General features: G+C 58.6%; 25 protein-coding genes. 16 read left to right on the forward strand and 9 right to left on the reverse strand.

What is annotated here, in order from left to right:
- The first annotated feature begins 324 nt into the window (after nt 1-324).
- Nucleotides 325-1,662 (forward strand): NADP-specific glutamate dehydrogenase, encoded by a 1,338-nt coding sequence (gdhA, locus tag CKW38_RS24230; RefSeq protein ID WP_095114067.1) that lies wholly within the window; start codon nt 325-327, stop codon nt 1,660-1,662.
- On the opposite strand, the gene CKW38_RS24235 is transcribed toward gdhA, so the two are convergent.
- The 4 genes from CKW38_RS24235 to CKW38_RS24255 form a co-directional block, all read right to left on the reverse strand.
- Nucleotides 1,659-2,153, reverse strand: a complete 495-nt coding sequence (locus CKW38_RS24235) for a GreA/GreB family elongation factor (RefSeq protein WP_095114068.1) — start codon at nt 2,151-2,153, stop codon at nt 1,659-1,661. The two genes, gdhA and CKW38_RS24235, sit on opposite strands and share 4 nt — an antisense overlap.
- A 70-nt stretch (nt 2,154-2,223) precedes the next feature.
- Complete coding sequence (locus CKW38_RS24240; protein WP_007909794.1) at nt 2,224-2,580, reverse strand: hypothetical protein; 357 nt, start codon at nt 2,578-2,580, stop codon at nt 2,224-2,226.
- Nucleotides 2,581-2,791: 211 nt separating this feature from the next.
- Entirely contained in the window at nt 2,792-4,645 is a 1,854-nt protein-coding gene (locus CKW38_RS24250) for a DUF4105 domain-containing protein (protein WP_095114069.1), read from the reverse strand.
- Nucleotides 4,646-4,739: 94 nt separating this feature from the next.
- Nucleotides 4,740-5,228 (reverse strand): DUF3015 domain-containing protein, encoded by a 489-nt coding sequence (locus CKW38_RS24255; RefSeq protein WP_007909797.1) that lies wholly within the window; start codon nt 5,226-5,228, stop codon nt 4,740-4,742.
- Nucleotides 5,229-5,529: 301 nt separating this feature from the next.
- Between CKW38_RS24255 and CKW38_RS24260 the strand changes: the two genes are divergently transcribed.
- Both CKW38_RS24260 and CKW38_RS24265 read left to right on the forward strand, forming a co-directional pair.
- A complete protein-coding gene (locus CKW38_RS24260) occupies nt 5,530-7,968 on the forward strand; it encodes a Lon protease family protein (RefSeq protein ID WP_007909798.1) in 2,439 nt (812 codons plus the stop codon).
- 309 nt (nt 7,969-8,277) lie between these two features.
- Nucleotides 8,278-8,592 carry a hypothetical protein gene (locus tag CKW38_RS24265; RefSeq protein WP_007909799.1) on the forward strand — a complete coding sequence of 105 codons (315 nt, stop codon included), beginning with the start codon at nt 8,278-8,280 and terminating at the stop codon, nt 8,590-8,592.
- A gap of 36 nt (nt 8,593-8,628) precedes the next feature.
- On the opposite strand, the gene CKW38_RS24270 is transcribed toward CKW38_RS24265, so the two are convergent.
- A complete protein-coding gene (locus CKW38_RS24270) occupies nt 8,629-10,458 on the reverse strand; it encodes a hypothetical protein (protein WP_095114070.1) in 1,830 nt (609 codons plus the stop codon).
- A 159-nt stretch (nt 10,459-10,617) separates the two neighbouring features.
- Between CKW38_RS24270 and CKW38_RS24275 the strand changes: the two genes are divergently transcribed.
- From CKW38_RS24275 to CKW38_RS24285, 3 genes are all read left to right on the forward strand, one after another.
- Nucleotides 10,618-11,106, forward strand: coding sequence for a TIGR00645 family protein (locus CKW38_RS24275; protein WP_007909801.1), 489 nt, complete (start codon nt 10,618-10,620; stop codon nt 11,104-11,106).
- A 135-nt stretch (nt 11,107-11,241) separates the two neighbouring features.
- Nucleotides 11,242-11,547: a DUF6482 family protein gene (locus tag CKW38_RS24280; RefSeq protein ID WP_007909802.1), complete on the forward strand. Its 306-nt coding sequence runs from the start codon at nt 11,242-11,244 to the stop codon at nt 11,545-11,547.
- 122 nt (nt 11,548-11,669) lie between these two features.
- The gene (locus CKW38_RS24285; protein ID WP_008078561.1) at nt 11,670-12,287 is read left to right on the forward strand and encodes an FKBP-type peptidyl-prolyl cis-trans isomerase; all 618 of its coding nucleotides are present in this window, start codon (nt 11,670-11,672) and stop codon (nt 12,285-12,287) included.
- A 131-nt stretch (nt 12,288-12,418) separates the two neighbouring features.
- On the opposite strand, the gene CKW38_RS24290 is transcribed toward CKW38_RS24285, so the two are convergent.
- From CKW38_RS24290 to CKW38_RS24300, 3 genes are all read right to left on the reverse strand, one after another.
- Nucleotides 12,419-12,676 (reverse strand): hypothetical protein, encoded by a 258-nt coding sequence (locus tag CKW38_RS24290; RefSeq protein WP_034153845.1) that lies wholly within the window; start codon nt 12,674-12,676, stop codon nt 12,419-12,421.
- A 205-nt stretch (nt 12,677-12,881) separates the two neighbouring features.
- A complete protein-coding gene (locus CKW38_RS24295; protein WP_007909815.1) occupies nt 12,882-13,223 on the reverse strand; it encodes a zinc ribbon domain-containing protein YjdM in 342 nt (113 codons plus the stop codon).
- A 146-nt stretch (nt 13,224-13,369) separates the two neighbouring features.
- Nucleotides 13,370-14,338, reverse strand: a complete 969-nt coding sequence (locus tag CKW38_RS24300; RefSeq protein WP_007909817.1) for a polyprenyl synthetase family protein — start codon at nt 14,336-14,338, stop codon at nt 13,370-13,372.
- A 239-nt stretch (nt 14,339-14,577) separates the two neighbouring features.
- Here CKW38_RS24300 and rplU point away from each other — a divergent pair, with 239 nt between their 5' ends.
- The 5 genes from rplU to CKW38_RS24325 all read left to right on the forward strand — a co-directional run bounded on the left by rplU (nt 14,578) and on the right by CKW38_RS24325 (nt 18,418).
- A complete protein-coding gene (gene rplU, locus CKW38_RS24305) occupies nt 14,578-14,892 on the forward strand; it encodes a 50S ribosomal protein L21 (protein WP_003176051.1) in 315 nt (104 codons plus the stop codon).
- Nucleotides 14,893-14,926: 34 nt separating this feature from the next.
- On the forward strand, nt 14,927-15,184 hold the full coding sequence (rpmA, locus tag CKW38_RS24310) for a 50S ribosomal protein L27 (RefSeq protein WP_007909818.1): 258 nt from the start codon (nt 14,927-14,929) through the stop codon (nt 15,182-15,184).
- A 193-nt stretch (nt 15,185-15,377) separates the two neighbouring features.
- The gene (cgtA, locus tag CKW38_RS24315) at nt 15,378-16,601 is read left to right on the forward strand and encodes an Obg family GTPase CgtA (protein ID WP_007909819.1); all 1,224 of its coding nucleotides are present in this window, start codon (nt 15,378-15,380) and stop codon (nt 16,599-16,601) included.
- Nucleotides 16,602-16,821: 220 nt separating this feature from the next.
- The gene (gene proB / locus CKW38_RS24320; RefSeq protein WP_095114071.1) at nt 16,822-17,940 is read left to right on the forward strand and encodes a glutamate 5-kinase; all 1,119 of its coding nucleotides are present in this window, start codon (nt 16,822-16,824) and stop codon (nt 17,938-17,940) included.
- A 10-nt stretch (nt 17,941-17,950) separates the two neighbouring features.
- Nucleotides 17,951-18,418: a CreA family protein gene (locus tag CKW38_RS24325; protein WP_007909822.1), complete on the forward strand. Its 468-nt coding sequence runs from the start codon at nt 17,951-17,953 to the stop codon at nt 18,416-18,418.
- A 184-nt stretch (nt 18,419-18,602) separates the two neighbouring features.
- Here the strand turns inward: CKW38_RS24325 and rpsT are convergent, their stop codons facing one another.
- The gene (gene rpsT / locus CKW38_RS24330) at nt 18,603-18,875 is read right to left on the reverse strand and encodes a 30S ribosomal protein S20 (RefSeq protein WP_003228351.1); all 273 of its coding nucleotides are present in this window, start codon (nt 18,873-18,875) and stop codon (nt 18,603-18,605) included.
- A gap of 252 nt (nt 18,876-19,127) precedes the next feature.
- Between rpsT and murJ the strand changes: the two genes are divergently transcribed.
- The 5 genes from murJ (at nt 19,128) to fkpB (ending at nt 25,529) form a co-directional block, all read left to right on the forward strand.
- Nucleotides 19,128-20,666, forward strand: a complete 1,539-nt coding sequence (murJ, locus tag CKW38_RS24340) for a murein biosynthesis integral membrane protein MurJ (RefSeq protein ID WP_007909826.1) — start codon at nt 19,128-19,130, stop codon at nt 20,664-20,666.
- Between the two features lie 129 nt (nt 20,667-20,795).
- Entirely contained in the window at nt 20,796-21,734 is a 939-nt protein-coding gene (gene ribF, locus CKW38_RS24345; RefSeq protein ID WP_007909828.1) for a bifunctional riboflavin kinase/FAD synthetase, read from the forward strand.
- Nucleotides 21,735-21,747: 13 nt separating this feature from the next.
- Nucleotides 21,748-24,579 (forward strand): isoleucine--tRNA ligase, encoded by a 2,832-nt coding sequence (gene ileS / locus CKW38_RS24350; protein WP_007909830.1) that lies wholly within the window; start codon nt 21,748-21,750, stop codon nt 24,577-24,579.
- Nucleotides 24,572-25,084, forward strand: a complete 513-nt coding sequence (gene lspA, locus CKW38_RS24355) for a signal peptidase II (RefSeq protein WP_095114072.1) — start codon at nt 24,572-24,574, stop codon at nt 25,082-25,084. Before ileS ends, lspA begins: the two co-directional genes overlap by 8 nt.
- A 7-nt stretch (nt 25,085-25,091) precedes the next feature.
- Nucleotides 25,092-25,529: an FKBP-type peptidyl-prolyl cis-trans isomerase gene (fkpB, locus tag CKW38_RS24360; protein WP_174245140.1), complete on the forward strand. Its 438-nt coding sequence runs from the start codon at nt 25,092-25,094 to the stop codon at nt 25,527-25,529.
- Nucleotides 25,530-25,665: the final 136 nt, after the last annotated feature.

A 25,665-nucleotide genomic window follows, 5' to 3' on the forward strand; every position in this document is an offset into this window, starting at 1 on the left:
CCTGGTTTTTCAGGGATACCGAGTTGGATTCATCGCTGGCAAGCCAAGCTCCCACAGGGTTTTGTGGGGTGTTCGAGATAGGTGTTTCACCGATGTCCACTGTGGGAGCTGGCTTGCCAGCGATGGCGGTATAACTGTTGGTGCATCACTTGAATTTGATCTCACCATTCAGGTGCAAAACTGGGCAAAAACCAGCCGAATTTATATCCTGTGCACCATTTAATTTCATAACTGCGACATTTTGCTCTGTTCCTGTGCGCATTTCGTTTGTTACAGTCCGGCCCAATCTCCTCCAACGACAATAAATTTGCCGAGACTTTTGCCATGATCGAATCCGTTGAATCCTTCCTCGCCCGCCTGAAAAAACGCGATCCGGATCAACCCGAATTTCACCAGGCCGTCGAAGAAGTCCTGCGCAGTCTGTGGCCGTTCCTCGAAGCCAATCCGCATTACCTGAACTCGGGGATTCTGGAACGTATCTGCGAGCCGGAGCGTGCCGTGGTGTTCCGCGTGTCATGGGTCGACGATCAGGGCAAAGTGCAGGTCAATCGCGGTTTCCGCATCCAGATGAACAGCGCCATCGGCCCGTACAAGGGCGGCTTGCGCTTCCATCCGTCGGTGAACCTGGGTGTGCTGAAATTCCTCGCCTTCGAACAGACCTTTAAAAACTCGCTGACCTCGCTGCCCATGGGCGGCGGTAAGGGCGGCTCGGACTTCGATCCGAAGGGCAAAAGTGACGCTGAAGTCATGCGCTTCTGTCAGGCGTTCATGAGCGAGTTGTATCGCCATATTGGCGCCGACGTTGACGTGCCGGCCGGTGATATCGGTGTCGGTGCGCGCGAGATTGGCTTCCTCTTCGGCCAGTACAAACGCTTGAGCAACCAATTCACCAGTGTGCTGACCGGCAAAGGCATGACCTACGGCGGCAGCCTGATTCGTCCGGAAGCCACCGGTTTCGGTTGCGTGTACTTCGCGGAGGAAATGCTCAAGCGCCGCGAGCAGACCGTCGAAGGCAAGCGCGTGGCAATCTCCGGTTCCGGCAACGTGGCGCAATACGCGGCGCGCAAGGTCATGGATCTGGGCGGCAAGGTGATTTCCCTGTCCGACTCCGAAGGCACGTTGTATTGCGAAGCAGGCTTGAGCGAAGAGCAGTGGCTGGCGCTGCTGGAGCTGAAGAACGTCAAACGCGGGCGCATCAGCGAATTGGCGGCAGCGTTCGGTCTGGAATTCCGCGCCGGGCAATTGCCTTGGTCGCTGCCGTGCGACATCGCGCTGCCGTGCGCTACGCAGAATGAGCTCGACGCTGAAGCCGCACACGCGTTATTGCGCAATGGCTGCGTGTGCGTGGCTGAAGGCGCGAACATGCCGACCACACTGGAGGCTGTGGATATCTTTATCGAGGCCGGGATTCTGTTCGCCCCGGGCAAAGCATCCAACGCCGGCGGTGTCGCGGTGAGCGGTCTGGAGATGTCGCAGAACGCCATGCGCCTGCTGTGGACGGCAGGTGAGGTGGACAGCAAGCTGCACGCGATCATGCAGTCGATCCATCACGCTTGCGTGCATTACGGCGAAGAGAACGGCCGGATCAACTACGTCAAAGGTGCGAACATCGCCGGCTTCGTCAAAGTCGCCGACGCGATGCTCGCGCAGGGCGTGGTTTAAGCCGGTTCGATGCGAATCACTTCGATGATTTGATCGCCGGCGGGGCGCTGCCACAGCACCTCGTCATTGAGTCGGGCACCGAGCAGCGCCCGGCCCAGCGGTGAACTCCAATTGATCAGGCCTTTGCTGGCATCGGCCTGATCTTCGCCGACCAGTTGTACCCGGCGTTCGGTGTCGTGCTCATCGGCGTAGGTCACCCAACTGCCGATCTGCACTTTGTCTCTGGACGTTGCTGCTACGGCGACTTGTGCGCTGCTCAGGCGCTGATTGAAATAACGCAAATCACGTTGCAGATCCGCCAGCCGTTGCTTGTCGGCCTGCTCACCTCTGGCTGATTGTTCGGCATGCAGGCTTTGCAGCTCGGCGACTTTGGCCTGCAACTGCGCCAACCCTTGCGGCGTGACGTAATTGGGCTGCTCGCTGACCTGCCGTTCGACCGGCTGATCGGCTTGCGCGGCGGCGTTGTCTTCGTTGACGAATGCGCGACTCATGGTGTCCTCCTCGTATGAGGTTTGGGCCATGCTCGCAGGCATTTGGTTTCACTGGATGTCTGGAAGCGACCTATTGCGAGCGATAAGCCCGTCCGGCGTCCTGATCTTTCTGCTGCTGCCAGGCGCGTTCTCGTTCGTCCCAGTGTTCGTTGCGATACTCTTCGCGTCCCTTGTTTTCCAGCATCGCCTGACACTGGCGGAAGCCGTCGGTCCAGCCTTCGGCGTATTGCTTGTCCTTCAGATAGCGCGGCACGTTCTTGCGAAACTCGCCGCTGATCGAACCGGCCGCCTGGCGACCGCTGATGCAACCGTCATCGAAGCCGTCGGCGAAGGCTGGTGGATAACCCTTGGCGATCAGATCTTCATGGGTGGTCTGGCAACCGCCCAGCAACAACACAACACCCAACCAACCCGCACACCGCCACATCGCACTCTCCCGCGCCGGTTCTCGGCTTATGGGAAAGTCTAGAAGCTGATTCGTCGAGCGTTGGTGAAAGGCATGTGAGTAATTCGTTGAGCACCACAAATCCCCTGTAGGAGTGAGCCTGCTCGCGATAGCGGTGTATCAGTCACCGCACCAGTGACTGATGAATTGCTATCGCGAGCAGGCTCACTCCTACAGGGGGATGTGTTCGGGATCAGTAGTGATACCACTTCACTTCAAGCATGACCTCGGTTTCCGGCGTGGCGAGATGGCTGAACTCACGCTGCGCACTCAGGCGCAAACCAAGGTTGCGCGACAATTCCCACTGCTGATTCAGACTCAGGCTGCGGCGCACTTCGCCATTGAAGAAGTAATCGCCCTTGGCCTCCACACTGAGATTGCCCAGCGGGTTTTTCCACAACACGCCGGTATTGAAACCACCCGCCGGGGACACGAACTCGGCGAAATCATTGTTGTGTTCAACGCGCACGGTGCCGAGGGCAAAACCCAGCACATCGTCACCCAGCGCCCACGTGCCACCGCCACCACCGTTGACGTGGCTGACCAGCGTCTCGTCATCATGCTTGCCCGGTACGCGCTCCAGACCACCAGTGACCTGCCACGACAGCGGTTGCAGCAGCTCATTACGCGGCGTCAGCGAACGAATCGTCGCCAGATCCAGTTGCTGGAACTGCCAGTGATTGCCTTCGTACTGACGCAACTTCATCTGCAGGATCTCGATTTGTGCGCCGAGCGGGAAGCTTTCGGCGTTGTCGTTGAGATCGTGATAAGCCATGCGCAAACCGTACTCACCGAATGCACGATCACCACGGGTGCCGAGACCGGCCTGCCAGGTGCGGGATTCGTGGCCGTCTTCCGGCAAGCCTGGCTGCGGAATGTCCAACTCAGGCGCCGGGTTCTTGTTGATCGCCCGCAGCAATTCGAAACTGCGTTGCGCCCGTTGCGGATCACGCTCCTGACCGTTGGCGCGGTAGCGCTCCAGACGATACGCCGCGTCGATGATCAACGCCTGACGGTCGCGTGGCAGGGCTTTGAACGCCGGATCCTGCAACTGCTGCTGATCGGCGCTGACGTTCAGCACCCATTGCTGTTCGTCACTGTTCAATGGCTCGGCGCGGCTGAGCAATTCGCGCTCACGGGACGGACGATATTCGATGCTTTCCACCAGCCCGGCTTCTTTCACCGCTTTAACGGTGTCCGTGGGTATCGCGGTCAACGGGAATTGTTCGGTCAGGCGCAGGCTCGGGCGTGCGACTTGCAGCAGCTCCAGCAAGCGATACGAGCAGTTTTCGTCGAAGAAAAAGTAATCGAACTGGATCTGCTTCAACTCCCACACATGCTCGACCATGCGCGCGGTTTCTTCTTGGCTCAGATTGAGCCGGTATTCCCACAGGTCGCGGTTTTCCAGGCTGCGGTATTCCGAGAGTTTTTCCTGATACGGCACCAAGGCGAACAATCCCGGATAACCGCCCATCAAACCTTTCCAAGCGTAGAGAATGCTGTTGTCCGAGCCTTCGATGTAGGCGCCAAAGTTGATCGCATAACTGAGCAGCGACGTTTTGTCGGCCTGCACATCGGCCTGGTCGATGCGCAGCAGGGTGTGGCCGAACATCGATGACGGGCTATTCAGATAGGCCGCCGGGAAGATCATCACCGCGCTGTGCGGCGAGACATCCTTGAACCACTTCTTGTATTCAGCGCATGCCGGTGTCGGTAGATCCCCGAGATTGAGCTGCGCTTTCAGCCAGCGGGTGCGCGCCGGATAAACGCATTGCGCATGTTGCTCGCCGAGACTGGCCGGGGCGTACAGCGCTTGCACGGTGGCCGCCAGTTCATGATCGGGGTGTTCGTTGCCATCGGGCGCCAGAAAAAACTTCTTGTCGCTGACATAGCTGCGCCAGCCGCCAAGCTTGGCGGTTTCGTAGTGACCGAGGGAAATCCAGAAGCGGTCGTTGGCCAGTTGCTGCAAACGTTGAGGGTCGATGGTTGGCGCGGCGGACAGAGGGGCGCAGACACAGAGCGCCAGCCAGGCAAGGCGTTTGAGCATAGTCGGCAACTTGAACAGGAAAGAAATAAAGACCCAAGGAGGGCGGGCCGAAAAAATAAAACCCGCTTCCCGAAGGAAGCGGGCGAGGTCGAGCTTAAGCCTGAGTTGCGTACTTGGCCAGACGAGGATCCGATTTCAGTACGGCCAGGGTGTTGGTATGCACGTCTTCAGCGGTCACGTCAGCCTTGCTGAAGATCTGCTGGAAGTGCTCGTGAGTCACAGCTGCGAAGTGCGCGCGATCTTCCGGCGCCACGCCCAGTACCACGGCATAAGTCGTCAGCGCTTCGCCGTTGCCTTTGGCCATGTCTTCGGACAGCTCGTTCATCATGCCATTCATGGCAAACCAGGATTTGCCGCCGTAGGTCAGCGATGCGTTGGTCGAGCAACCGTTGGTGCCGGACGTCATCCCGAAGGTGGCGTTACCGGAAGTACCGTTGGTGGTGGAAGCGAGGAAGTGAGCAGGGGTGCCACGCTGACCTTCGAACAGCATGTTGCCCCAACCGCAATCCGGGCCGCCTGGAGCTTGCGCCATTGCGTTGATGGATACAGCGGTGAAGAGAGTACCGAGAAGAATCCGTTTCATAGCTTTTTTCTCTTTGTGTGCATACCAATGGACAGGGTTCTGGCCCCCCAAGCTCTGTACGAGACAGACCCAAACGAAGCCAGTGGGCCGGTATTAGTTCCAGCCGCGCAGTTTGGAGTTTAGGCACGTTCCAGGGGTTCCGTGGTTTTTTGCAAAATATTTGGAATAAACCCCGGTTTCAGGGGGCGGGCCGCCGGCTTGGCCGGTTGTCTATGCTTTGTGGTGTGGCGCGCCTTGCCAGTGGGGCACGGGCAGCGCCAGAATGCCGCTATCTGCCCCGCCTGATTGTTAAGGAAGCCCGATGCCTGATCCTGTTGCTGCCAGCTTGCGTCTCGCGCCCGAAGCGCTGACCCGTCCGTTTTCCGCTGAACAGTTCAGCTTCACTACCACCAATGATCTGGAGCCCTTTCGCGGTGTGCTCGGCCAGGAACGCGCGGTCGAAGCCTTGCAGTTCGGTGTGGCCATGCCACGCCCCGGTTACAACGTATTCGTGATGGGCGAGCCCGGCACCGGCCGCTTCTCGTTCGTCAAACGCTACCTGAAAGCAGAAGGCAAGCGCCTGCAGACCCCGGCCGACTGGGTCTACGTGAATAATTTCGACGAGCCGCGCGAACCGCGTGCACTGGAATTGCCTTCTGGCACTGCCGGCGTCTTTATCGGTGACATCAACGGCTTGATCGACAACCTGCTGGCAACGTTTCCAGCGGTGTTCGAGCACCCGTCCTACCAGCAAAAGAAAAGCGCCATCGACCGCGCCTTCAACCAGCGCTATGACAAGGCCCTCGACATCATCGAGCGTCTGGCCCTGGAAAAAGACGTCGCCCTGTACCGCGACAGCAGCAACGTTGCCTTCACGCCGATGCTCGACGGCAAGGCTCTGGACGAAGCGGAATTCGCTCAGTTGCCAGAGGCTGATCGCGAGCGTTTTCACGAAGACATTTCCGGCCTCGAAGAGCGCCTGAACGAAGAACTCGCCAGCCTGCCGCAGTGGAAGCGCGAGTCGAACAATCAACTGCGTTCGCTCAACGAAGAAACCATCACCTTGGCGCTGCAGCCATTGCTGTCGCCGCTGTCGGAGAAGTACGCCGAGAACGCCGCGGTCTGCGGTTACCTGCAAGCCATGCAGGTCTACTTGCTGAAAACCGTGGTCGAGCAATTGGTCGATGACAGCAAGACCGACGCCGTCGCGCGCAAGCTGCTGGAAGAGCAATACGCGCCGAGCCTGGTGGTCGGCCATCCGGTGAGCGGCGGTGCGCCGGTGGTGTTCGAGCCGCACCCGACTTACGAAAACCTCTTCGGTCGCATCGAATACACCACCGATCAGGGCGCGCTTTACACCACCTATCGGCAGTTGCGTCCCGGTGCCTTGCACCGCGCCAACGGTGGTTTCCTGATTCTTGAAGCGGAAAAAATGCTCAGCGAGCCGTTCGTGTGGGACGCGCTGAAACGCGCCCTGCAATCGCGCAAACTGAAAATGGAATCGCCGCTGGGCGAGATGGGTCGTTTCGCCACTGTGACGCTCAACCCGCAGCACATACCGTTGCAGGTCAAAGTCATCATCATCGGTGCGCGGTCGCTGTATTACACGCTGCAGGACCTTGATCCGGACTTCCAGGAGATGTTCCGCGTCCTCGTGGATTTCGACGAAGACATCCCGATGGTCGACGAGAGCCTGGAACAATTTGCCCAGCTGTTGAAAACCCGCACGTCGGAAGAAGGCATGGCACCGTTGACCGCCGATGCGGTGGCACGTCTGGCGACGTACAGCGCTCGTTTGGCCGAGCACCAGGGGCGTTTGTCGGCACGTATCGGTGATCTGTTCCAACTGGTCAGCGAAGCGGATTTCATCCGTCATCTGGCCGGCGATGAGATGACCGATGCCGGGCATATCGAACGTGCGCTGAAAGCCAAGGCCACACGCACCGGTCGAGTGTCGGCGCGGATTCTCGACGATATGCTCGCCGGGATCATCCTGATCGACACTGATGGTGCGGCGGTCGGCAAATGCAATGGCCTGACCGTACTCGAAGTCGGTGATTCTGCATTCGGTGTGCCGGCGCGGATTTCCGCCACGGTGTATCCGGGCGGCAGCGGCATCGTCGACATCGAGCGTGAAGTCAACCTTGGGCAGCCGATTCACTCTAAAGGCGTGATGATTCTCACCGGGTATCTGGGCAGCCGTTACGCTCAGGAATTCCCGCTGGCTATTTCCGCGAGCATCGCGCTGGAGCAGTCGTACGGTTACGTCGATGGCGACAGTGCGTCGCTGGGTGAGGCGTGCACGCTGATTTCGGCGCTGTCGAAAACCCCGCTCAAGCAGTGCTTTGCGATCACCGGTTCGATCAATCAGTTTGGCGAAGTGCAGGCGGTGGGCGGGGTCAACGAGAAGATCGAAGGCTTCTTCCGTCTCTGCGAAGCACGCGGGCTGACGGGCGAGCAGGGCGCGATCATTCCGCAGGCCAACGTCGCTACGCTAATGCTCGATGAGAAAGTCCTGGCGGCGGTGCGTGCCGGGCAGTTCCACGTGTACGCGGTGCGTCAGGCCGACGAGGCGTTGAGCCTGCTGGTCGGTGAACCGGCCGGTGAGCCGAATGCCGATGGCGAATTCCCGGAAGGCAGCATCAACGCGCGGGTGGTGGAACGCTTGCGCGACATCGCTGAAATGATCAGCGAAGAAGACCTCAAGGAAGCCGAGAAGGAACTGGCGCAAGAGGCCTTGGCCGAAGCCAAACCGGCTTAAGCCTGGCGCGGTCAAACTGTAGGAGTGAGCCTGCTCGCGATAGCTGAGTGTCAGTCGGCGAATAAGTCGACTGGTTCACCGCTATCGCGAGCAGGCTCACTCCTACATTTGTTTTGTGGGGATCTTCGGGAAAATCGCCACTACTCTGGCGCCAATATTCACACAATGACCATTCGGCGCCTTCTGGTTTCATTCGGCTTGCGCAGCGGACTTTTCTTCTATTCTCAGCTCAAGGATATCGACAGTATCACTGGATCGAGCCAGTCCTCCCGTGGGGGCTGAATACCGGCTTCACCGAGGGTCGCCGCCATGTCGCGCAACCTCTGCCTCACCCGTCAATGCCTGGGTCTTGTGACCCGTATCGAATGCGCCATCAAGCCGTTGGCCGGCGATAACGGTATGTGGACGCTGCTCTTCGCGGCCGGCATGGCCGGCGAACAACCTTCTGCCATCAAAGCCCAGGGCCCGTTTCATGGGCCGGTCGCCGCCGAATCGATACTCGACACCATTGTCGAAAGTCTGACCTTGCATGGCTACGAACTGGCTGACGATCCGCAGATCTGGAGCCTGCACCTGCAAGCGCAGTTGCGGCAGATCAACGGTGGTCGCGGCCGCGCCCTGTAGGAGCTGCCGCAGGCTGCGATCTTTTGATCTTGCCCTTCAAGGCGCAGTCTCAGGCATCGGCGCCTTGTCGAGCTTGACCTCAAAACCGTATTGCACGGTGGCGAGGTCGGTTCGCTGATAGGCTTCGACGTGGGTCGGGCGGCCATAGAAATAATGCACGCCAAACAACGCCGGGCCTTCTGCGCTTGCATCGTGGCTGACCGAGAGAATCTGCTTGAGGTAGTTGCCACTGTCGTCTTTGACGAAGAAACGCCACTCGTTGGGCGGGAACAGTTTCAGATCCACCACCAATTGGTTGTTCTTGATTTCCAGGCCTTTGGGCAAGGATGTGGCGTCGTATGCCTGTTTGGCCACCGTGGCGAGAAACAGCGGCATTGAGCCTACCGCAATCGCCGGGGTTTCCGGGAACAGGTTCAGGTCGTAGGTGATCGTCGCGCGCAGCGGATCGACTTGATAGGCCTCGGGCGGCAGTTCGATCGGTTCATCGAGCTTGCCACTGCGCTTTTCGGTAAAGAACGTGACCGGACTGACGCCCGGACTGAAGTCATCGCCCAGCAACTCATCGTTGAACGTACGGCGATGGGAAAACTCGATGCGCGCTGCGCTCGGTTCTTCCACGGACTGATGGACGCGGATGCCAGCCTTCAATTGCTCTTCGGTCAGGCTCGCGCCCTTGAGCCAGTTAACCGCCAGATCGTCGTACACCGTCACCGAGGGATCCAGCGGCTGGATGGTTTTCTCCGTGGTGTGCTGATTGAACGTACGAATCGGCAGATCCAGCGATTTGCGGGTCACGGTCGCCGAAGAAAAATCCAGCACGCTGACTTCCAGCGTTTCGATCGGGCCATTGAAATAGACCTTGTTGTAGCGACGCGGGTGTTTCTGCTCGAAATCCTGTTGTTCCTGGGTCAGCTGCTTTTCCAGCGTAGCGCTCCAGGCTTTCTGCTGTTGCAGGTACGTCAGTTGTTTTTCGTAGAAGGCTACTTGCTCCGGACTCTCGTTGATCGAACCGGCGCGTACCAGATACTGCCCGGTTTTATCGCGGGCCTGGACGATCAGCGGATTGAGCTGCGCCTCTGCGACTTCCGCAGCCAGTGGCAGGTTGTTGCTGAATTCGACTTCGGCGTAGTTGTTTGCAAGTTTCAGCAGTTTGACGCTGAGGTTGTCATTGCTGCGGGTCTGGCCGACGTCCTGTTGTGTCAGGTCGAAGCTGTACAGGCGGCGCGGGGCGATGACTTCGATCTGGCCTTGCAGGCTGACCGGTTGCGGCAGGGACTTCTTGTCCACGTTCAGCCCATCAATGAACGGATAGGTCACGGTCAGGTCATCGGGGTTGGTGACGTTGGAGCTGGAAGGGCTGAGCTGAATGCCCGGATCGGTTTCCGACCATTCCGGCTGATAGGCGATCACACGTTTGTTGCTCAAGGTCACTGACTGCCATTCCACGCCATGGGGGAACAGGAAACCGCCGGGAATGTTCAGGTTGAACGGGAACACCGGTTGCAGATCGGTGAGGTAATCGGAACTGGCGTCCTTGTGCAGCACGAACAAGCCATTGATAAACGTGTCGACCAGCGTCTGCGGGGCAGGGTAGTGCTTGAGCACGGCGAGGGCGTCTTCACCGTATTCGGTGTGCGGTGGGTTGTCGTCGAGTTTGATCTGCGCCCGTTCGAGCAGCAGCAGTGAGCCGCCGAGTTCGGTGATGGCGTCCTTGAGTTTTGGATCGGTGATGGCGTCCAGTGACTGTTCGAACTTTGCCGTTTTTTCTTCAAGGCTGGCGGCGTGTTTCTCGTCGCCGGGCGAGCAACCGCTGATCAACAGAGCAAGGCAGATTCCGGCCGTCATTATCGGTAATCGCACATCCATTTCCACACGTCCTGTCTACAGTCACTGGGCTGTCAATGGTTTGGACACTAGCAGAAAAAAAACACCCACACGCGCAGGTGGCGGATTTTCGGGCAGTTTCTGGCTGTCATGGGGGGCTGGTATACTCGCGGCCATTTCCAGCCCCCTGTGTGAGATTCAATGGAACGCTTTATCGAAAATGCAATGTACGCCTCGCGCTGGCTGCTGGCGCCGATCTATATCGGGCTGTCCCTCGGGCTGCTGGCGCTGGCACTGAAATTTTTCCAGGAAGTTTTTCACATCCTGCCCAACGTGTTCTCGATGGCCGAGTCGGAACTGATTCTGGTGCTGCTGTCGCTGATCGACATGGCGCTGGTTGGCGGCCTGCTGGTGATGGTGATGATTTCCGGCTACGAGAACTTCGTCTCTGAACTGAACATTGATGAAGGCAAGGAAAAACTCAGCTGGCTCGGCACCATGGACTCTTCGTCGCTGAAGATGAAAGTGGCGGCCTCGATCGTGGCGATTTCCTCGATCCACTTGCTGCGCATCTTCATGGATGCCAAGAACGTCGATCCCGAGCACTTGATGTGGTACGTGATCATCCACATGACCTTCGTCGTCTCGGCGTTCGCCATGGGTTACCTGGACAAGGTCACCAAGCACTGATCAACCGTTGATCGCTGCAAAAACACCGCCCGTCTGTTGCGAAACAGACGGGCGGTGTCATTTGTGGCTTGTGCTTTGATGCGTGCGGGCATATCCCTGTAGAGGTCCTGATTCGCCACTGTCTGAGGTGCGTTCATGAACCTGCAAGAGTTGAATGCGTATGCCATCGCCAAGAAGGTCGATGAGTTGAACCTGATCTCCATGGAAGGCGGGATTTATCTGCTCGAAGCACGGATGCATGGCGCGGCATATCCGTTAAGTGATCTCAAAGGCAACATGCTGACACTGCGTTCGGTGGAGCATGCGCGGGATTTGCTGCATGCCTTCCCGGTGCTGCCGTTCAATCTCGTGCACACCTCGGTACACGATGAAATGTGTGGCCTGGGCCCGAGCAGCGAGGAAAGTCTGAAAGTGCCACTGGCCTGGGGTTCGGCGCTGTAGGCCTTGCGCGCCATCGTCTGAGCATCTGTGCTAGTCTGCTCGCCCTTTTGGTTCCGGGCGCGCCGGGACGCGCTGTGCACGCACGGCAAGTCTTGTGGCCGTCCGCACAGCGGAGCAGTGTCATGTCCGAAGTAAATCTGTCCACCGACGAAACCCGCGTCAGCTACGGCATCGGCCGTCAGCTGGGTGACCAGCTGCGCGACAACCCGCCACCGGGCGTGAGCCTGGACGCGATCCTGGCTGGCCTGACCGACGCGTTCGCCGGTAAGGAAAGCCGTGTTGGCCAGGAAGAAATGTCCGCCAGCTTCAAGGTTATCCGCGAGATCATGCAAGCCGAAGCGGCTGCCAAAGCTGAAGCCGCTGCTGGCGAAGGCCTGGCCTTCCTGGCTGAAAACGCCAAGCGAGACGGCATCACCACCCTGGCTTCCGGCCTGCAGTTCGAAGTGCTGACTCAGGGCGAAGGCGCCAAGCCGACCCGTGAAGATCAAGTACGTACGCACTACCACGGCACACTGATCGACGGCACTGTGTTCGACAGCTCCTACGAGCGTGGCCAGCCTGCAGAATTCCCGGTTGGCGGCGTGATCGCCGGCTGGACCGAAGCCCTGCAACTGATGAATGCCGGCAGCAAATGGCGTCTGTACGTGCCGAGCGAACTGGCTTACGGCGCTCAAGGCGTTGGCAGCATCCCGCCGCACAGCGTTCTGGTATTCGACGTCGAGCTGCTGGACGTTCTGTAAGACCGGGCCTGCCTTGATGGCGGGCTAATGTGGGAGCCAGCCTGCTGGCGATAGGGTCGACCGGGTTTTCCTTCAGGACCGCGTTGATACCATCGCCAGCAGGCTGGCTCCCACAGTTTTTTGGGTGATGCTCATAGTTCTATCTTGTGATGCAGCTCACTGGTCGGGCGCAAGGCCCGGGCATAGCAGAACAGGAACAGATTGCGCACCAGTTCCTTGAGCACCAGCGGCTCGCTGGAATTGAGGCTGCTGACGTCCAGATCCCCTTGATCCTGCAGTTCATGCAGAGCCTCTTCTTCAAGCACCGCGCAGACTTCACCGGTTTCCCGATGGAGGATTCTGAGGTAAGGGTGTGGGCGATCCAGCCACGCGTCGATCAAATAAGTCATGGTTCTCATCTCCTTGAAGGGTTTCAATGAGAATAATTCTTATTCATTAAATAGCAAGCGTCTATTGGCGGATTCTGAGATTTTCCGGGTAAAGATTGCGTAAGGTCAAAACGGCTGGCGTTTGGCTATTGCGCGGTTTTATTGGGGCGGAGCGCGGAGGGTGAAGCTCCATCCCACGTCTGGCGCGGGATGGATGACAACAGATTCAGACCTTTCTGACGAACTCGGATTTGAGCTTCATCGGGCCGATACCGTCGATCTTGCAGTCGATGTCGTGGTCGCCATCGCACAGGCGGATGTTCTTGACCTTGGTACCGACCTTGACCACCAGCGAGGTGCCCTTGACCTTGAGGTCCTTGATCACGGTGATGGTGTCGCCGTCCTGCAGGACGTTGCCGACCGAATCTTTCTTCACGGCATCATCGGACGCCACTTCGGTTTCGCCGCTGGCGGACCACTCGTGGGCGCACTCCGGGCACACCAGTTGGCTACCGTCTTCGTAGGTGTATTCGGAATTGCATTTCGGGCAGGGTGGCAACGTGCTCACTAAGGCTCCTTGGGTATGGATCGCTAAAAGTCGCACATTGTATAGGGTTTTAGCTTTTCAGGCAGTCAAAAGCAAAAGATCGCAGCGTCGACAACCCCTGTAGGAGTTGCCGAAGGCTGCGATCTTTTGATCTTGCTTCAGCGATATCAGTGCGTACGGGCGACCGCAAACTCGCTCAGTTCAACCAGTGCATCCCGATATTCACTGGCCGGCAGCGCCTCAAGGCACTTGATCGCACGGGCCACATAATCACGGGCCAGTTGCGCGGTGTACTCCAGCGAACCGGAAGCTTCTACGGCAATACGGATGCTTTCCAGGTCTTCGATCCCGCCTTTCTGGATCGCCTGACGTACCAGTGCAGCCTGTTCCGGCGTGCCTTCGCGCATGGTGTAGATCAGCGGCAGGGTCGGCTTGCCTTCGGCCAGATCGTCACCGACGTTCTTGCCCAAGGTTTCGGCGTCACCCTTGTAGTCAAGCAGGTCGTCGACCAACTGGAACGCCACACCGAGGTGATCACCAAACGTGCGCAGCGCTTCGCTCTGTTCGGCGGTAGCGCCGGCCAGTGCGGCAGCACTGTGGGTTGAGGCTTCGAAGAGCATCGCGGTCTTGCCGCGTATGACTTCCATGTAGGTTTCTTCGGTGGTGCTGGCGTCGCGCACCTTGGACAGTTGCAGCACTTCGCCTTCGGCGATGATGCGCGTGGCCTGGGAGAGGATCTTCATCACCGGCATCGAGCCCAGTTCGACCATCATTTCGAACGAGCGCGAATACAGGAAGTCGCCGACCAGCACGCTTGGGGCGTTGCCCCACATGGCGTTAGCGGTCGAACGGCCACGGCGCATGCCGGACATGTCGACGACGTCGTCATGCAGCAGAGTGGCGGTGTGCAGGAATTCGATGGTGGCGGCCAGCAGACGCATGTCGTCGCCTTCGCGACCCAGGGCCTTGCCACACAGCAACACTAATAAAGGACGCAGACGTTTGCCGCCGGCCGAGGTAATGTAATCGCCGATTTTCGATACCAGCGGTACTCGGGAAGTCAGCTGCTTCTTGATGATGCCGTCGACGGCGCTAAAATCGTCCGCCACCGCGCGGTAGAAAGCTTGGGGTTGCATCAGCGAGAGTCGCTCCAGAAGGGTTGCGCGGCATGCTAGGACCCCCGTCCAGACCTGTCAAGGCGCGATGGACGGCTACTTGCAAGGCTGCCGCGCCTTGCGTACAATCGCGCACCCTGAACTTCCTGGGCAGCACCTGCCTTACGCAATTGCAACGGGCCTTCCAGCCTAATGCAGCCATGCCAGCCAATACCTCTTCCTATAAAGAGCTGGGTGAGCAGGATTATCGGAGAAATACCATGTCTTATGCAGTAATCGTTACTGGCGGCAAGCAGTACAAAGTCGCCCCAGGTGAATACCTGAAGATCGAAAAACTGGAAATCGCTACCGGCGAATCCGTTACCTTTGATCGCGTTCTGTTGGTTGCCAATGGCGACGACGTGAATATCGGCGCTCCAGTTGTTGCTGGCGCTACCGTTGTGGCTGAAGTGATCTCCCAAGGTCGTCACGATAAAGTCCGCATCATCAAGTTCCGTCGCCGTAAGCACCACATGAAGCGTATGGGCCACCGCCAGTGGTACACCGAGATCAAAATCACCGGTATTCAGGCTTAATTTCAGCCTAATTCCTCACTAGGAGAATTGACTCATGGCACACAAAAAAGCTGGTGGTAGTACCCGTAACGGTCGCGACTCAGAAGCCAAACGCCTTGGCGTGAAGATGTATGGCGGCCAGGTCATCAAGGCCGGCAACATCATCGTGCGTCAGCGCGGCACCCAATTCCACGCTGGTTACGGCGTTGGCATGGGTAAAGATCACACCCTTTTCGCGAAAATCGAAGGCGTGATCAAGTTTGAAGTAAAAGGCGCTTTCAACCGCCGTTACGTGAGCGTAATCGCGGCTTAATCGCGAGATCGCTGGAAGAGCCCTGTCTTGCGACGGGGCTTTTTCGTTTGTGGGGTGAGTCTCTTGCAAAACTGTTTGTATGGGCTGTCGGCGTGCGATACATGTCGTGTTTTGGGGTCGCTGCGCTCATTTTTGCAAGAGTCTTATGTCTTGATTGTTTTTCGGCTCGTCCGTATGGCGAGAGGCGTTGGTTATGAAGTTTGTTGATGAAGTATCGATTCGCGTAAAGGCTGGTGACGGCGGCAATGGCGCCATGAGTTTCCGTCGGGAAAAGTTCATCGAAAACGGTGGCCCGAACGGCGGTGATGGTGGTGATGGCGGTTCCATCTACATGATGGCCGATGAAAACCTCAACACCCTGGTCGACTACCGTTACACCCGGCACTTCGATGCCGAGCGTGGTTCCAACGGCGGCAGCACTGACTGCACCGGTAAAAAAGGCGAAGACCTGATCCTGCGCGTGCCGGTCGGCACCACGGTGATCGACTCTGCTACCCAGGAAGTGATTGGCGACCTGACCAAGGCTGGCCAGAAGCTGATGGTCGTGCAGGGCGGTTGGCACGGTCTGGGTAACACCCGTTTCAAATCCAGTACCAACCGTGCGCCGCGTCAGACCACTCCGGGTAAGCCGGGTGAGCAGCGCGACCTGAAGCTGGAAATGAAAGTCTTGGCTGACGTCGGTCTGCTGGGCTTGCCGAATGCCGGTAAAAGTACTTTTATCCGTTCGGTATCGGCCGCCAAGCCGAAAGTTGCCGATTACCCGTTCACCACGCTGGTGCCGAACCTCGGTGTGGTCAGCGTTGATCGCTGGAAGAGCTTCGTCATTGCCGACATTCCGGGTCTGATCGAAGGTGCTTCCGACGGTGCCGGTCTGGGTATTCGCTTCCTCAAGCACTTGGCGCGTACGCGTCTGCTGCTGCACCTCGTCGACATGGCGCCGCTGGATGACAGCAGTGCACCGGATGCCGCTGAAGTGATCGTCAACGAGCTGATCAAGTTCAGCCCGTCCCTGGCTGAGCGTGATCGTTGGCTGGTACTGAACAAGTGCGACCAGATCCTTGAAGAGGATCACGATGAGCGCGTCAAGGAAATCGTTGATCGCCTCGAGTGGACCGGTCCGGTCTACGTGATCTCGGCCATCGCCAAGATCGGTACCGAGCGTCTGTGCCACGACATCATGCGTTACATGGAAGATCGCGCCGATCGCCTGGCCAATGACCCGGCTTACAAGGAAGAGCTGGCCGACCTCGATCAGCGCATCGAAGACGAAGCTCGCGCGCAACTGCAGGCGCTGGATGACAAGCGTGCCCTGCGTCGCAGCGGTGTGAAGTCGGTCCATGACATCGGCGACGATGATTGGGACGAAGAAGATGTGGATGACGAAGACGGTCCGGAAATCATTTACGTGCGTGACTGATTCGTTGGGTAGGAGCTGCCGCAGGCTGCGATCTTTTGATCTCCAGAAGATCGCTGGTGTCTGCTGAGTCTTCATCTCGGGGCGGTGTTATCATCGCTGCAAGCCGTTTTTCTAAGGCGCCGCTCAATCGAGCGGCGTTTTAGTATCTGGAAATCGCAAGTCACAAATAACGTCATGGGCGGCGCTGGGTCGCGCTGCCCTCAAGCTAAGGTTGAAGATGATGCGGAGCAAGGTGACAGGTGCGCAGCGTTGGGTCGTGAAGATCGGCAGCGCTTTGCTGACAGCTGATGGCAAGGGGCTGGATCGCGCGGCAATGAGTGTCTGGGTCGAGCAGATGGTGGCCTTGCATGAGGCTGGCGTCGAGTTGGTGCTGGTGTCCTCTGGGGCGGTGGCGGCCGGCATGAGTCGTTTGGGCTGGACCGCACGACCCAGTGCGATGCACGAGCTCCAGGCGGCTGCGGCAATTGGTCAGATGGGTCTGGTGCAGGCGTGGGAGTCGAGCTTCGCTGAGCATGGCCGGCACACTGCACAGATTCTCCTGACTCACGACGACCTGTCCGACCGCAAGCGCTACTTGAACGCCCGTAGCACCTTGCGCGCACTGGTCGAACTGAAAGTCATCCCGGTCATCAACGAAAACGACACAGTGGTCACCGACGAAATCCGTTTCGGCGACAACGACACGCTGGCGGCGTTGGTGGCGAATCTGGTCGAGGCGGATCTGCTGGTGATCCTGACCGATCGCGACGGCATGTTCGACGCTGATCCGCGCAATAACCCTGATGCGCAGCTGATTTACGAGGCGCGCGCGGATGATCCGAGCCTGGATGCGGTAGCGGGCGGCACGGGTGGTGCGCTGGGGCGCGGCGGCATGCAGACCAAGCTGCGTGCGGCGCGACTGGCTGCGCGTTCCGGTGCGCACACCATCATTGTCGGTGGGCGTCTTGAGCGCGTGCTCGATCGTCTGAAGGCGGGTGAGCGCATCGGCACGTTGCTGTCGCCTGAGCGCGGCATGCTTGCGGCGCGTAAGCAATGGCTGGCTGGGCATCTGCAAACTCGCGGCACCTTGGTGCTGGACGAGGGGGCGGTGTCGGCGTTGTCCAGGGGCAACAAAAGCCTGCTGCCCGTCGGTGTGAAGTTGGTGCAGGGCAGTTTCCGTCGCGGCGAGATGGTCGTCTGCGTGGCGCCCGATGGTCGCGAGATTGCTCGTGGTCTGGCCAACTACAGTGCGCTGGAAGCACAAAAAATCATCGGTCAGTCGTCAGATGCGATTGTCGGTTTGCTCGGTTACATGGCGGAGCCGGAACTGGTTCACCGTGACAACCTGATTCTGGTCTAAGGAAAACTCGATGCGTTTAGCGAAAGGATTGTTGGGCTTGCTGATGGCAATGCCATTGCTCGCCTCGGCCGAGGAAATCGGTCAGGTGTCGACGGTGTTCAAGTTTGTCGGCCCGAACGACCGCATTGTGGTCGAGGCTTTCGATGATCCGAAAGTCGAAGGGGTGACCTGTTACCTGTCGCGCGCCAAGACGGGCGGTGTGAAGGGCGGTCTCGGTCTGGCTGAGGATCGCGCCGAAGCGTCGATCGCCTGTCGCCAGGTTGGTCCGATCAAGTTCAAGGGTGATCTGAAGGATGGCGATGAGGTGTTCAAGGAGCGCACTTCGCTGGTATTCAAGACCATGCAGGTGGTGCGTTTCCTCGACAAGAAGCGCAACACGCTGGTGTATCTGGTCTACAGCGACCGCTTGATCGAAGGCAGTCCGCAGAATGCCGTGACCGCCATCCCGATCCTGCCGTGGGTGCCGGTCCAGCAATAACGCCGCGAAACCAACTGTAGGAGTGGGGCTGCTCGCGATAGCGGTGTGTCAGTCGATGCAATTATTGACTGTGACACCGCTATCGCGAGTGGGCTCACTCCTACATTTTTTTGCGCTGGGATTTGTTAAATCACAGGCAATAAAAAACCGACCCTAAGGTCGGTTTTTTAATGACTACGTCGGATTAAGCAGCTTCTTTCAGTGCTTTGACGTGGCCATTCAGACGGCTCTTATGGCGAGCAGCCTTGTTCTTGTGGATGATGCCTTTATCGGCCATACGGTCGATAACTGGCACAGCCAGAACGTATGCAGCTTGAGCTTTTTCAGCGTCTTTTGCGTCGATGGCTTTAACTACATTCTTGATGTAGGTGCGAACCATGGAACGCAGGCTGGCGTTGTGGCTGCGACGCTTCTCAGCCTGTTTTGCACGTTTTTTGGCGGAAGGTGAGTTGGCCACCGTCGAGCTCCTCGAAAGACTTTTTAGGAAATAGCAAACAAAATAGGCCGCGAATCATGCCGATGAGTTGAAGTCTTGTCAAGGGCACTTGAAACGTTCCGCTAAGTGGTAGGTATAAAGAGGCGGGATATTTATTTCCGGCGCTTGACCTGTAAACTCGCGAGCTTTGGCTCTGTGCTGCTGCGGCGCGGAGTATCGCACAAGTAGGCGCTTTGTTCGCCTGCTGTTTATCGACAGGCACAAATTCCCTCAATGAATCTGCTCAAATCGTTGGCCGCCGTCAGCTCTATCACGATGCTTTCCCGGATTCTGGGCTTTGTTCGTGACACGCTGATTGCCCGTACATTCGGCGCCGGGATGGCGACGGACGCCTTCTTTATTGCCTTCAAATTGCCCAATCTGCTGCGACGAATCTTCGCCGAGGGTGCTTTCTCTCAGGCTTTTGTGCCGATTCTCGCTGAATACAAAAGCCAGCAAGGTGAAGAGGCAACCCGTACGTTCATTGCCTATGTCTCGGGTTTGCTGACACTGGTGCTGGCGGTGGTGACTGCGCTAGGCATGATTGCCGCACCCTGGGTGATCTGGGCTACGGCTCCGGGTTTTACCGACACGCCGGAAAAATTCCAGCTCACCTCTGATCTGTTGCGGGTGACCTTCCCTTATATATTGCTGATCTCCCTGTCCTCACTGGCGGGCGCGATTCTCAATACCTGGAACCGTTTCTCCGTGCCGGCCTTCGTGCCGACTCTGCTTAACGTCAGCATGATCGTGTTTTCGCTGTTCCTCACACCTTACTTTGACCCGCCGGTGATGGCGCTCGGTTGGGCGGTGCTGGTCGGTGGTCTGGCGCAATTGCTCTACCAACTGCCGCACCTGAAAAAGATCGGCATGCTGGTACTGCCGCGTCTGAATCTGCGCGATACCGGCGTCTGGCGCGTAATGAAGCAGATGCTGCCGGCGATTCTCGGCGTCTCGGTCAGCCAGATCTCGCTGATCATCAACACCATCTTCGCCTCGTTTCTGGTCGCAGGCTCGGTGTCGTGGATGTATTACGCCGACCGCCTGATGGAGTTGCCGTCCGGCGTACTGGGTGTGGCGCTGGGCACAATCCTGCTGCCGACCCTGGCGAAAACTTACGCGAGCAAAGATCGCCACGAATATTCGCGGATTCTCGATTGGGGCCTGCGCCTGTGCTTTGTGCTGGTGCTGCCCTGTGCGCTGGCGCTGGGGATTCTCGCCGAGCCGCTGACTGTTTCGTTATTCCAGTACGGTCAGTTCAGTGGCTTCGACGCCGAAATGACTCAGCGCGCATTGATTGCTTACTCTGTCGGTTTGCTCGGAATTATCGTGATCAAGGTTCTGGCGCCGGGCTTTTATGCGCAACAGAACATCCGTACGCCGGTAAAAATCGCAATCTTCACCCTGGTGGTTACTCAGTTGTTCAACCTGGTGCTGATTGGCCCGTTGGCGCACGCGGGGCTGGCACTGGCGATCAGTGCCGGTGCCTGTCTCAACGCCGGATTGCTGTTCTATCAACTGCGCAAGCAGCAGATGTATCAGCCGCAGCCGGGTTGGGCCAAGTTCGGTTTCAAACTGGTTATCGCGGTGGCGGTGATGTCGGCAGTGCTGTTGCTGGGCATGCATTTCATGCCGGCGTGGGATCAGGGGCACATGCTTGAGCGCTTTCTGCGTCTGGGCGCATTGGTCGCGGCGGGCGTGGTCGCTTATTTCGGTATGTTGCTGCTGCTCGGTTTCCGCCTGCGAGACTTCAATCGCAAGGCCTTGAGCTAAGGTTTTACCCTTTATAAGCAGGCCCGGGCCGGCAGTTTTGTCGGCTCGTTCACTTTGCGTTACGGTGTTGCCTGTCGTCGACCGTCGGGTGTGGTTATAATCGACCACTTTATGAGCAAGAAGCGCGTTATGCAGCTGGTTCGAGGCCTCCACAACTTGCGCCCCCAGCATCGGGGCTGCGTCGCCACTATTGGCAACTTTGACGGTGTTCACCGTGGTCACCAGGCTATCCTGGCCCGACTGCGTGAGCGTGCGCTCGAGTTGGGCGTACCCAGCTGCGTGGTGATTTTCGAGCCGCAGCCACGGGAGTTCTTTGCCCCCGAGACTGCGCCGGCGCGTCTGGCAAGGTTGCGCGACAAGCTGCAACTGCTGGCGGCCGAAGGCGTTGACCGGGTCTTGTGCCTGGCGTTCAACCAGCGCTTGAGCAAGCTCAGCGCGAGTGAGTTCGTCGACACCATCCTCGTCGATGGCCTCGGCGTGCAGCACCTGGAAGTCGGCGATGATTTCCGCTTCGGCTGCGACCGCCTCGGCGATTTCGATTTTCTGATGCAGGCCGGGCAGATGCACGGTTTTACCGTCGAAGCGGCACAAACCGTCGAGCTGGACGGCATTCGCGTCAGCAGCACACAAGTGCGCAACGCCTTGGCCGCCGCCGATTTTGCCTTGGCCGAACGTTTGCTCGGCCGCCCGTACCGCATCGCCGGTCGCGTGCTGCATGGCCAGAAGCTGGCCCGGCAACTGGGTACGCCGACTGCGAACATTCAACTCAAGCGTCGTCGCGTGCCGTTCACCGGGGTGTACCTGGTGGATGTCGATATCGACGGCAAGACCTGGCCAGGTGTCGCCAATATCGGCGTACGGCCTACGGTGCAAGGTGATGGCAAGGCCCACCTTGAAGTCCATCTTTTAGATTTTGCCGGCGATCTGTATGACCGGCGTTTGACGGTGGTTTTCCACCAAAAGCTGCGTGAAGAGCAGCGCTTCGCCTCCCTGGAGGCATTGAAAACGGCGATCAATGCGGATGTCGCCACCGCCCGTGCACTAGCCGCACCTAGCGCCCATCGCTAATGAAGAGCCTTAAATGACCGACTATAAAGCCACGCTTAACCTTCCGGACACCGCCTTCCCAATGAAGGCCGGCCTGCCACAGCGCGAACCGCAGATCCTGCAGCGCTGGGACAGTATTGGCCTGTACGGAAAGTTGCGCGAGATTGGCAAGGATCGTCCGAAGTTCGTTTTGCATGACGGCCCTCCGTATGCCAACGGCACGATCCACATCGGTCACGCACTGAACAAGATTCTCAAGGACATGATCATCCGCTCGAAGACCCTGTCGGGCTTCGACGCGCCGTATGTTCCGGGTTGGGACTGCCACGGCCTGCCGATCGAGCACAAGGTTGAAGTGACCCACGGCAAAAATCTAGGCGCGGACAAGACCCGCGAACTGTGCCGTGCCTACGCCACCGAGCAGATCGAAGGGCAGAAGTCCGAATTCATCCGTCTCGGCGTGCTGGGCGATTGGGCCAACCCGTACAAGACCATGGATTTCAAAAACGAGGCCGGTGAAATCCGCGCCCTCGCGGAAATCGTCAAGGGCGGTTTCGTGTTCAAGGGCTTGAAGCCTGTGAACTGGTGCTTCGACTGCGGTTCGGCTTTGGCTGAAGCGGAAGTCGAGTACGAGAACAAAAAGTCCTCGACCATCGACGTGGCCTTCCCGATCGCTGACGAAGCCCAACTGGCTGCCGCGTTCGGTCTGCCGTCGCTGGGCAAACCTGCCTCGATCGTGATCTGGACCACCACCCCGTGGACCATCCCGGCCAACCAGGCGCTCAACGTGCACCCGGAATTCAACTACGCGTTGGTTGATGTCGGCGACAAGCTGCTGGTGCTGGCTGAAGAGCTGGTCGAGGCCTGCCTGGCGCGTTACAGCCTGGAAGGTTCGGTCATCGCCACCACCACCGGTAAACAGCTGGAGCTGATCAACTTCCGTCACCCGTTCTACGACCGTCTGTCGCCGGTGTACTTGGCTGACTACGTCGAACTGGGCGCTGGCACCGGTGTGGTTCACTCCGCTCCGGCCTACGGCGTGGACGACTTTGTGACCTGCAAGAAATACGGCATGGTCAACGACGACATCCTCAACCCGGTGCAGAGCAACGGCGTGTACGTGCCGTCGCTGGAGTTCTTCGGCGGTCAGTTCATCTGGAAGGCCAACCCGGCCATCGTCGACAAGCTGACCGAAGTCGGTGCGCTGATGCACACCACCGTCATCGAACACAGCTACATGCACTGCTGGCGTCACAAAACCCCGCTGATCTACCGCGCGACTGCGCAGTGGTTCATCGGTATGGATAAAGAGCCAACCAGCGGTGACACCCTGCGTGTGCGCTCGCTCAAAGCCATTGAGGACACCAAGTTCGTTCCGGCCTGGGGCCAAGCGCGCCTGCACTCGATGATCGCCAACCGTCCGGACTGGTGCATCTCGCGTCAACGTAACTGGGGCGTGCCGATCCCGTTCTTCCTCAACAAGGAAAGCGGCGAACTGCACCCACGCACCGTCGAGCTGATGGAAGAAGTCGCCAAACGCGTTGAAGTCGAAGGCATCGAAGCCTGGTTCAAGATGGACGCTGCCGAACTGCTCGGCGACGAAGCGCCGCTGTACGACAAGATCAGCGACACCCTCGACGTCTGGTTCGATTCGGGCACCACGCACTGGCACGTCCTGCGCGGTTCGCACCCGATGGGTCACGAGAGCGGCCCGCGTGCCGACCTGTACCTGGAAGGTTCCGATCAACACCGTGGCTGGTTCCACTCGTCGCTGCTGACCGGTTGCGCCATCGACAACCACGCGCCGTACCGCGAACTGCTGACCCACGGTTTCACCGTCGACGAAGCCGGCCGCAAGATGTCCAAGTCGCTGGGCAACGTGATCGCGCCGCAGAAGGTCAACGACACCCTGGGCGCCGACATCATGCGTCTGTGGGTGGCTTCGACCGACTACTCCGGCGAAATGGCGGTTTCCGACCAGATCCTGCAGCGCAGTGCGGACGCCTATCGTCGTATCCGTAACACCGCGCGTTTCCTGCTCTCGAACCTGACCGGCTTCAACCCGGCCACCGACATCCTTCCGGCCGAAGAAATGCTCGCGCTGGATCGTTGGGCGGTCGACCGCACCTTGCTGCTGCAGCGCGAGCTGCAAGAGCACTACGGCGAATACCGTTTCTGGAACGTCTACTCGAAGATCCACAACTTCTGCGTGCAGGAGCTGGGCGGTTTCTACCTCGACATCATCAAGGACCGTCAGTACACCACTGGCGCCAACAGCAAGGCCCGCCGTTCGGCGCAAACCGCGCTGTTCCATATCTCCGAAGCGCTGGTGCGCTGGATCGCGCCGATCCTCGCCTTTACTGCTGACGAACTGTGGGAATACCTGCCGGGCGAGCGTAACGAATCGGTGATGCTCAACACCTGGTACGAAGGCCTGACCGAACTGCCGGCTGACGTGGAACTGGGTCGCGACTACTGGGAGCGCGTGATGGCGGTCAAAGTAGCGGTCAACAAAGAAATGGAAATCCAGCGCGCAGCGAAAGCTGTCGGTGGCAACCTGCAAGCCGAAGTGACGCTGTACGCCGAAGACGCCCTGAGCGCCGATCTGGCCAAGCTGAGCAACGAACTGCGCTTTGTCCTGATCACTTCGACCGCAAGCGTTGCGCCGTTCGTTCAGGCACCGGCTGATGCGGTAGTGACTGAAGTCAGCGGCCTGAAGCTGAAGATCGTCAAATCGGCCTTCCCGAAGTGCGCCCGTTGCTGGCACTGCCGCGAAGACGTCGGCGTGAACCCGGAGCATCCGGAAATCTGCGGTCGTTGCGTCGACAACATCAGCGGCGCTGGCGAGGTTCGTCACTATGCCTAATGCCGTTGGCCGTTTCGGACGGTTGAGCTGGCTGTGGTTGAGCTTGCTGGTTCTGGTCATCGACCAGGCCAGCAAGTTCTACTTCGAAGGCAAGCTCGAAATGTTCCAGCAGATCGTGATCATTCCCGATTACTTCAGCTGGACCCTGGCTTACAACACCGGCGCTGCTTTCAGCTTTTTGGCTGACAGCTCCGGCTGGCAGCGCTGGCTGTTCGCCCTGATCGCGATTGTGGTCAGTGTGGTGCTGGTGGTCTGGCTCAAGCGTCTGGGCCGCAACGAAACCTGGCTGGCCGTCGCGCTGGCGCTGGTATTGGGCGGCGCGCTGGGCAATCTGTATGACCGCATTGCCTTGGGCCATGTGATCGATTTCATTCTGGTGCACTGGCAGAACCGCTGGTACTTCCCGGCGTTCAACTTCGCCGACAGCGCGATTACGGTTGGCGCGGTGATGCTGGCACTGGATATGTTCAAAAGTAAAAAGACCGGAGAAGCCGTTCATGACTGAACAGGTATTGGCTGAGCAACGCATCGGCCAGAACACGGAAGTCACCTTGCACTTTGCATTGCGCCTGGAGAACGGCGACACCGTCGACAGTACGTTCGACAAAGCCCCGGCGACCTTCAAGGTCGGCGACGGCAACCTGCTGCCGGGTTTCGAAGCAGCGCTGTTCGGCTTCAAGGCCGGCGACAAGCGCACGCTGACCGTCGAGCCGGAAAACGCCTTCGGCCAACCGAACCCGCAAAACGTACAGATCATTCCGCGCTCGCAGTTCGTCGATATGGAGCTGTCACCGGGTTTGCTGGTGATCTTCAACGATGCGGCCAATACTGAGCTGCCGGGTGTGGTGAAAGAGTTCGACGACACGCAAGTGACCATCGACTTCAACCACCCGCTGGCGGGCAAGACGCTGACCTTTGACGTCGAGATCATCAACGTTAAAGCGCTGTAAAAATGTGGGAGCGAGCCTGCTCGCGAATGCGGTGTGTCAGGCGACATCAGTGTTGAATGTCAGTCAGCTTTCGCGAGCAGGCTCGCTCCCACAATTAGTAATTCATTGTTTTCGCGCGTAAGACACGAGGCACAGC

It is taken from the genome of Pseudomonas sp. Irchel 3H7 (assembly GCF_900187605.1).
Taxonomy (GTDB): Bacteria; Pseudomonadota; Gammaproteobacteria; order Pseudomonadales; family Pseudomonadaceae; genus Aquipseudomonas.

Coding starts and splice junctions, on each gene's coding strand:
- CKW38_RS24235 (WP_095114068.1), bottom strand. CDS start 2,153: ATGAGTCGCGCATTCGTCAACGAAGACAACGCCGCCGCGCAAGCCGAT.
- proB (WP_095114071.1), top strand. CDS start 16,822: ATGCGGAGCAAGGTGACAGGTGCGCAGCGTTGGGTCGTGAAGATCGGC.
- ileS (WP_007909830.1), top strand. CDS start 21,748: ATGACCGACTATAAAGCCACGCTTAACCTTCCGGACACCGCCTTCCCA.
- CKW38_RS24265 (WP_007909799.1), top strand. CDS start 8,278: ATGTCGCGCAACCTCTGCCTCACCCGTCAATGCCTGGGTCTTGTGACC.
- CKW38_RS24285 (WP_008078561.1), top strand. CDS start 11,670: ATGTCCGAAGTAAATCTGTCCACCGACGAAACCCGCGTCAGCTACGGC.
- CKW38_RS24255 (WP_007909797.1), bottom strand. CDS start 5,228: ATGAAACGGATTCTTCTCGGTACTCTCTTCACCGCTGTATCCATCAAC.
- rplU (WP_003176051.1), top strand. CDS start 14,578: ATGTCTTATGCAGTAATCGTTACTGGCGGCAAGCAGTACAAAGTCGCC.
- CKW38_RS24280 (WP_007909802.1), top strand. CDS start 11,242: ATGAACCTGCAAGAGTTGAATGCGTATGCCATCGCCAAGAAGGTCGAT.
- gdhA (WP_095114067.1), top strand. CDS start 325: ATGATCGAATCCGTTGAATCCTTCCTCGCCCGCCTGAAAAAACGCGAT.
- CKW38_RS24300 (WP_007909817.1), bottom strand. CDS start 14,338: ATGCAACCCCAAGCTTTCTACCGCGCGGTGGCGGACGATTTTAGCGCC.
- CKW38_RS24250 (WP_095114069.1), bottom strand. CDS start 4,645: ATGCTCAAACGCCTTGCCTGGCTGGCGCTCTGTGTCTGCGCCCCTCTG.
- CKW38_RS24325 (WP_007909822.1), top strand. CDS start 17,951: ATGCGTTTAGCGAAAGGATTGTTGGGCTTGCTGATGGCAATGCCATTG.
- rpmA (WP_007909818.1), top strand. CDS start 14,927: ATGGCACACAAAAAAGCTGGTGGTAGTACCCGTAACGGTCGCGACTCA.
- CKW38_RS24275 (WP_007909801.1), top strand. CDS start 10,618: ATGGAACGCTTTATCGAAAATGCAATGTACGCCTCGCGCTGGCTGCTG.
- murJ (WP_007909826.1), top strand. CDS start 19,128: ATGAATCTGCTCAAATCGTTGGCCGCCGTCAGCTCTATCACGATGCTT.
- cgtA (WP_007909819.1), top strand. CDS start 15,378: ATGAAGTTTGTTGATGAAGTATCGATTCGCGTAAAGGCTGGTGACGGC.
- CKW38_RS24260 (WP_007909798.1), top strand. CDS start 5,530: ATGCCTGATCCTGTTGCTGCCAGCTTGCGTCTCGCGCCCGAAGCGCTG.
- ribF (WP_007909828.1), top strand. CDS start 20,796: ATGCAGCTGGTTCGAGGCCTCCACAACTTGCGCCCCCAGCATCGGGGC.
- CKW38_RS24240 (WP_007909794.1), bottom strand. CDS start 2,580: ATGTGGCGGTGTGCGGGTTGGTTGGGTGTTGTGTTGTTGCTGGGCGGT.
- lspA (WP_095114072.1), top strand. CDS start 24,572: ATGCCTAATGCCGTTGGCCGTTTCGGACGGTTGAGCTGGCTGTGGTTG.
- CKW38_RS24290 (WP_034153845.1), bottom strand. CDS start 12,676: ATGACTTATTTGATCGACGCGTGGCTGGATCGCCCACACCCTTACCTC.
- CKW38_RS24270 (WP_095114070.1), bottom strand. CDS start 10,458: ATGGATGTGCGATTACCGATAATGACGGCCGGAATCTGCCTTGCTCTG.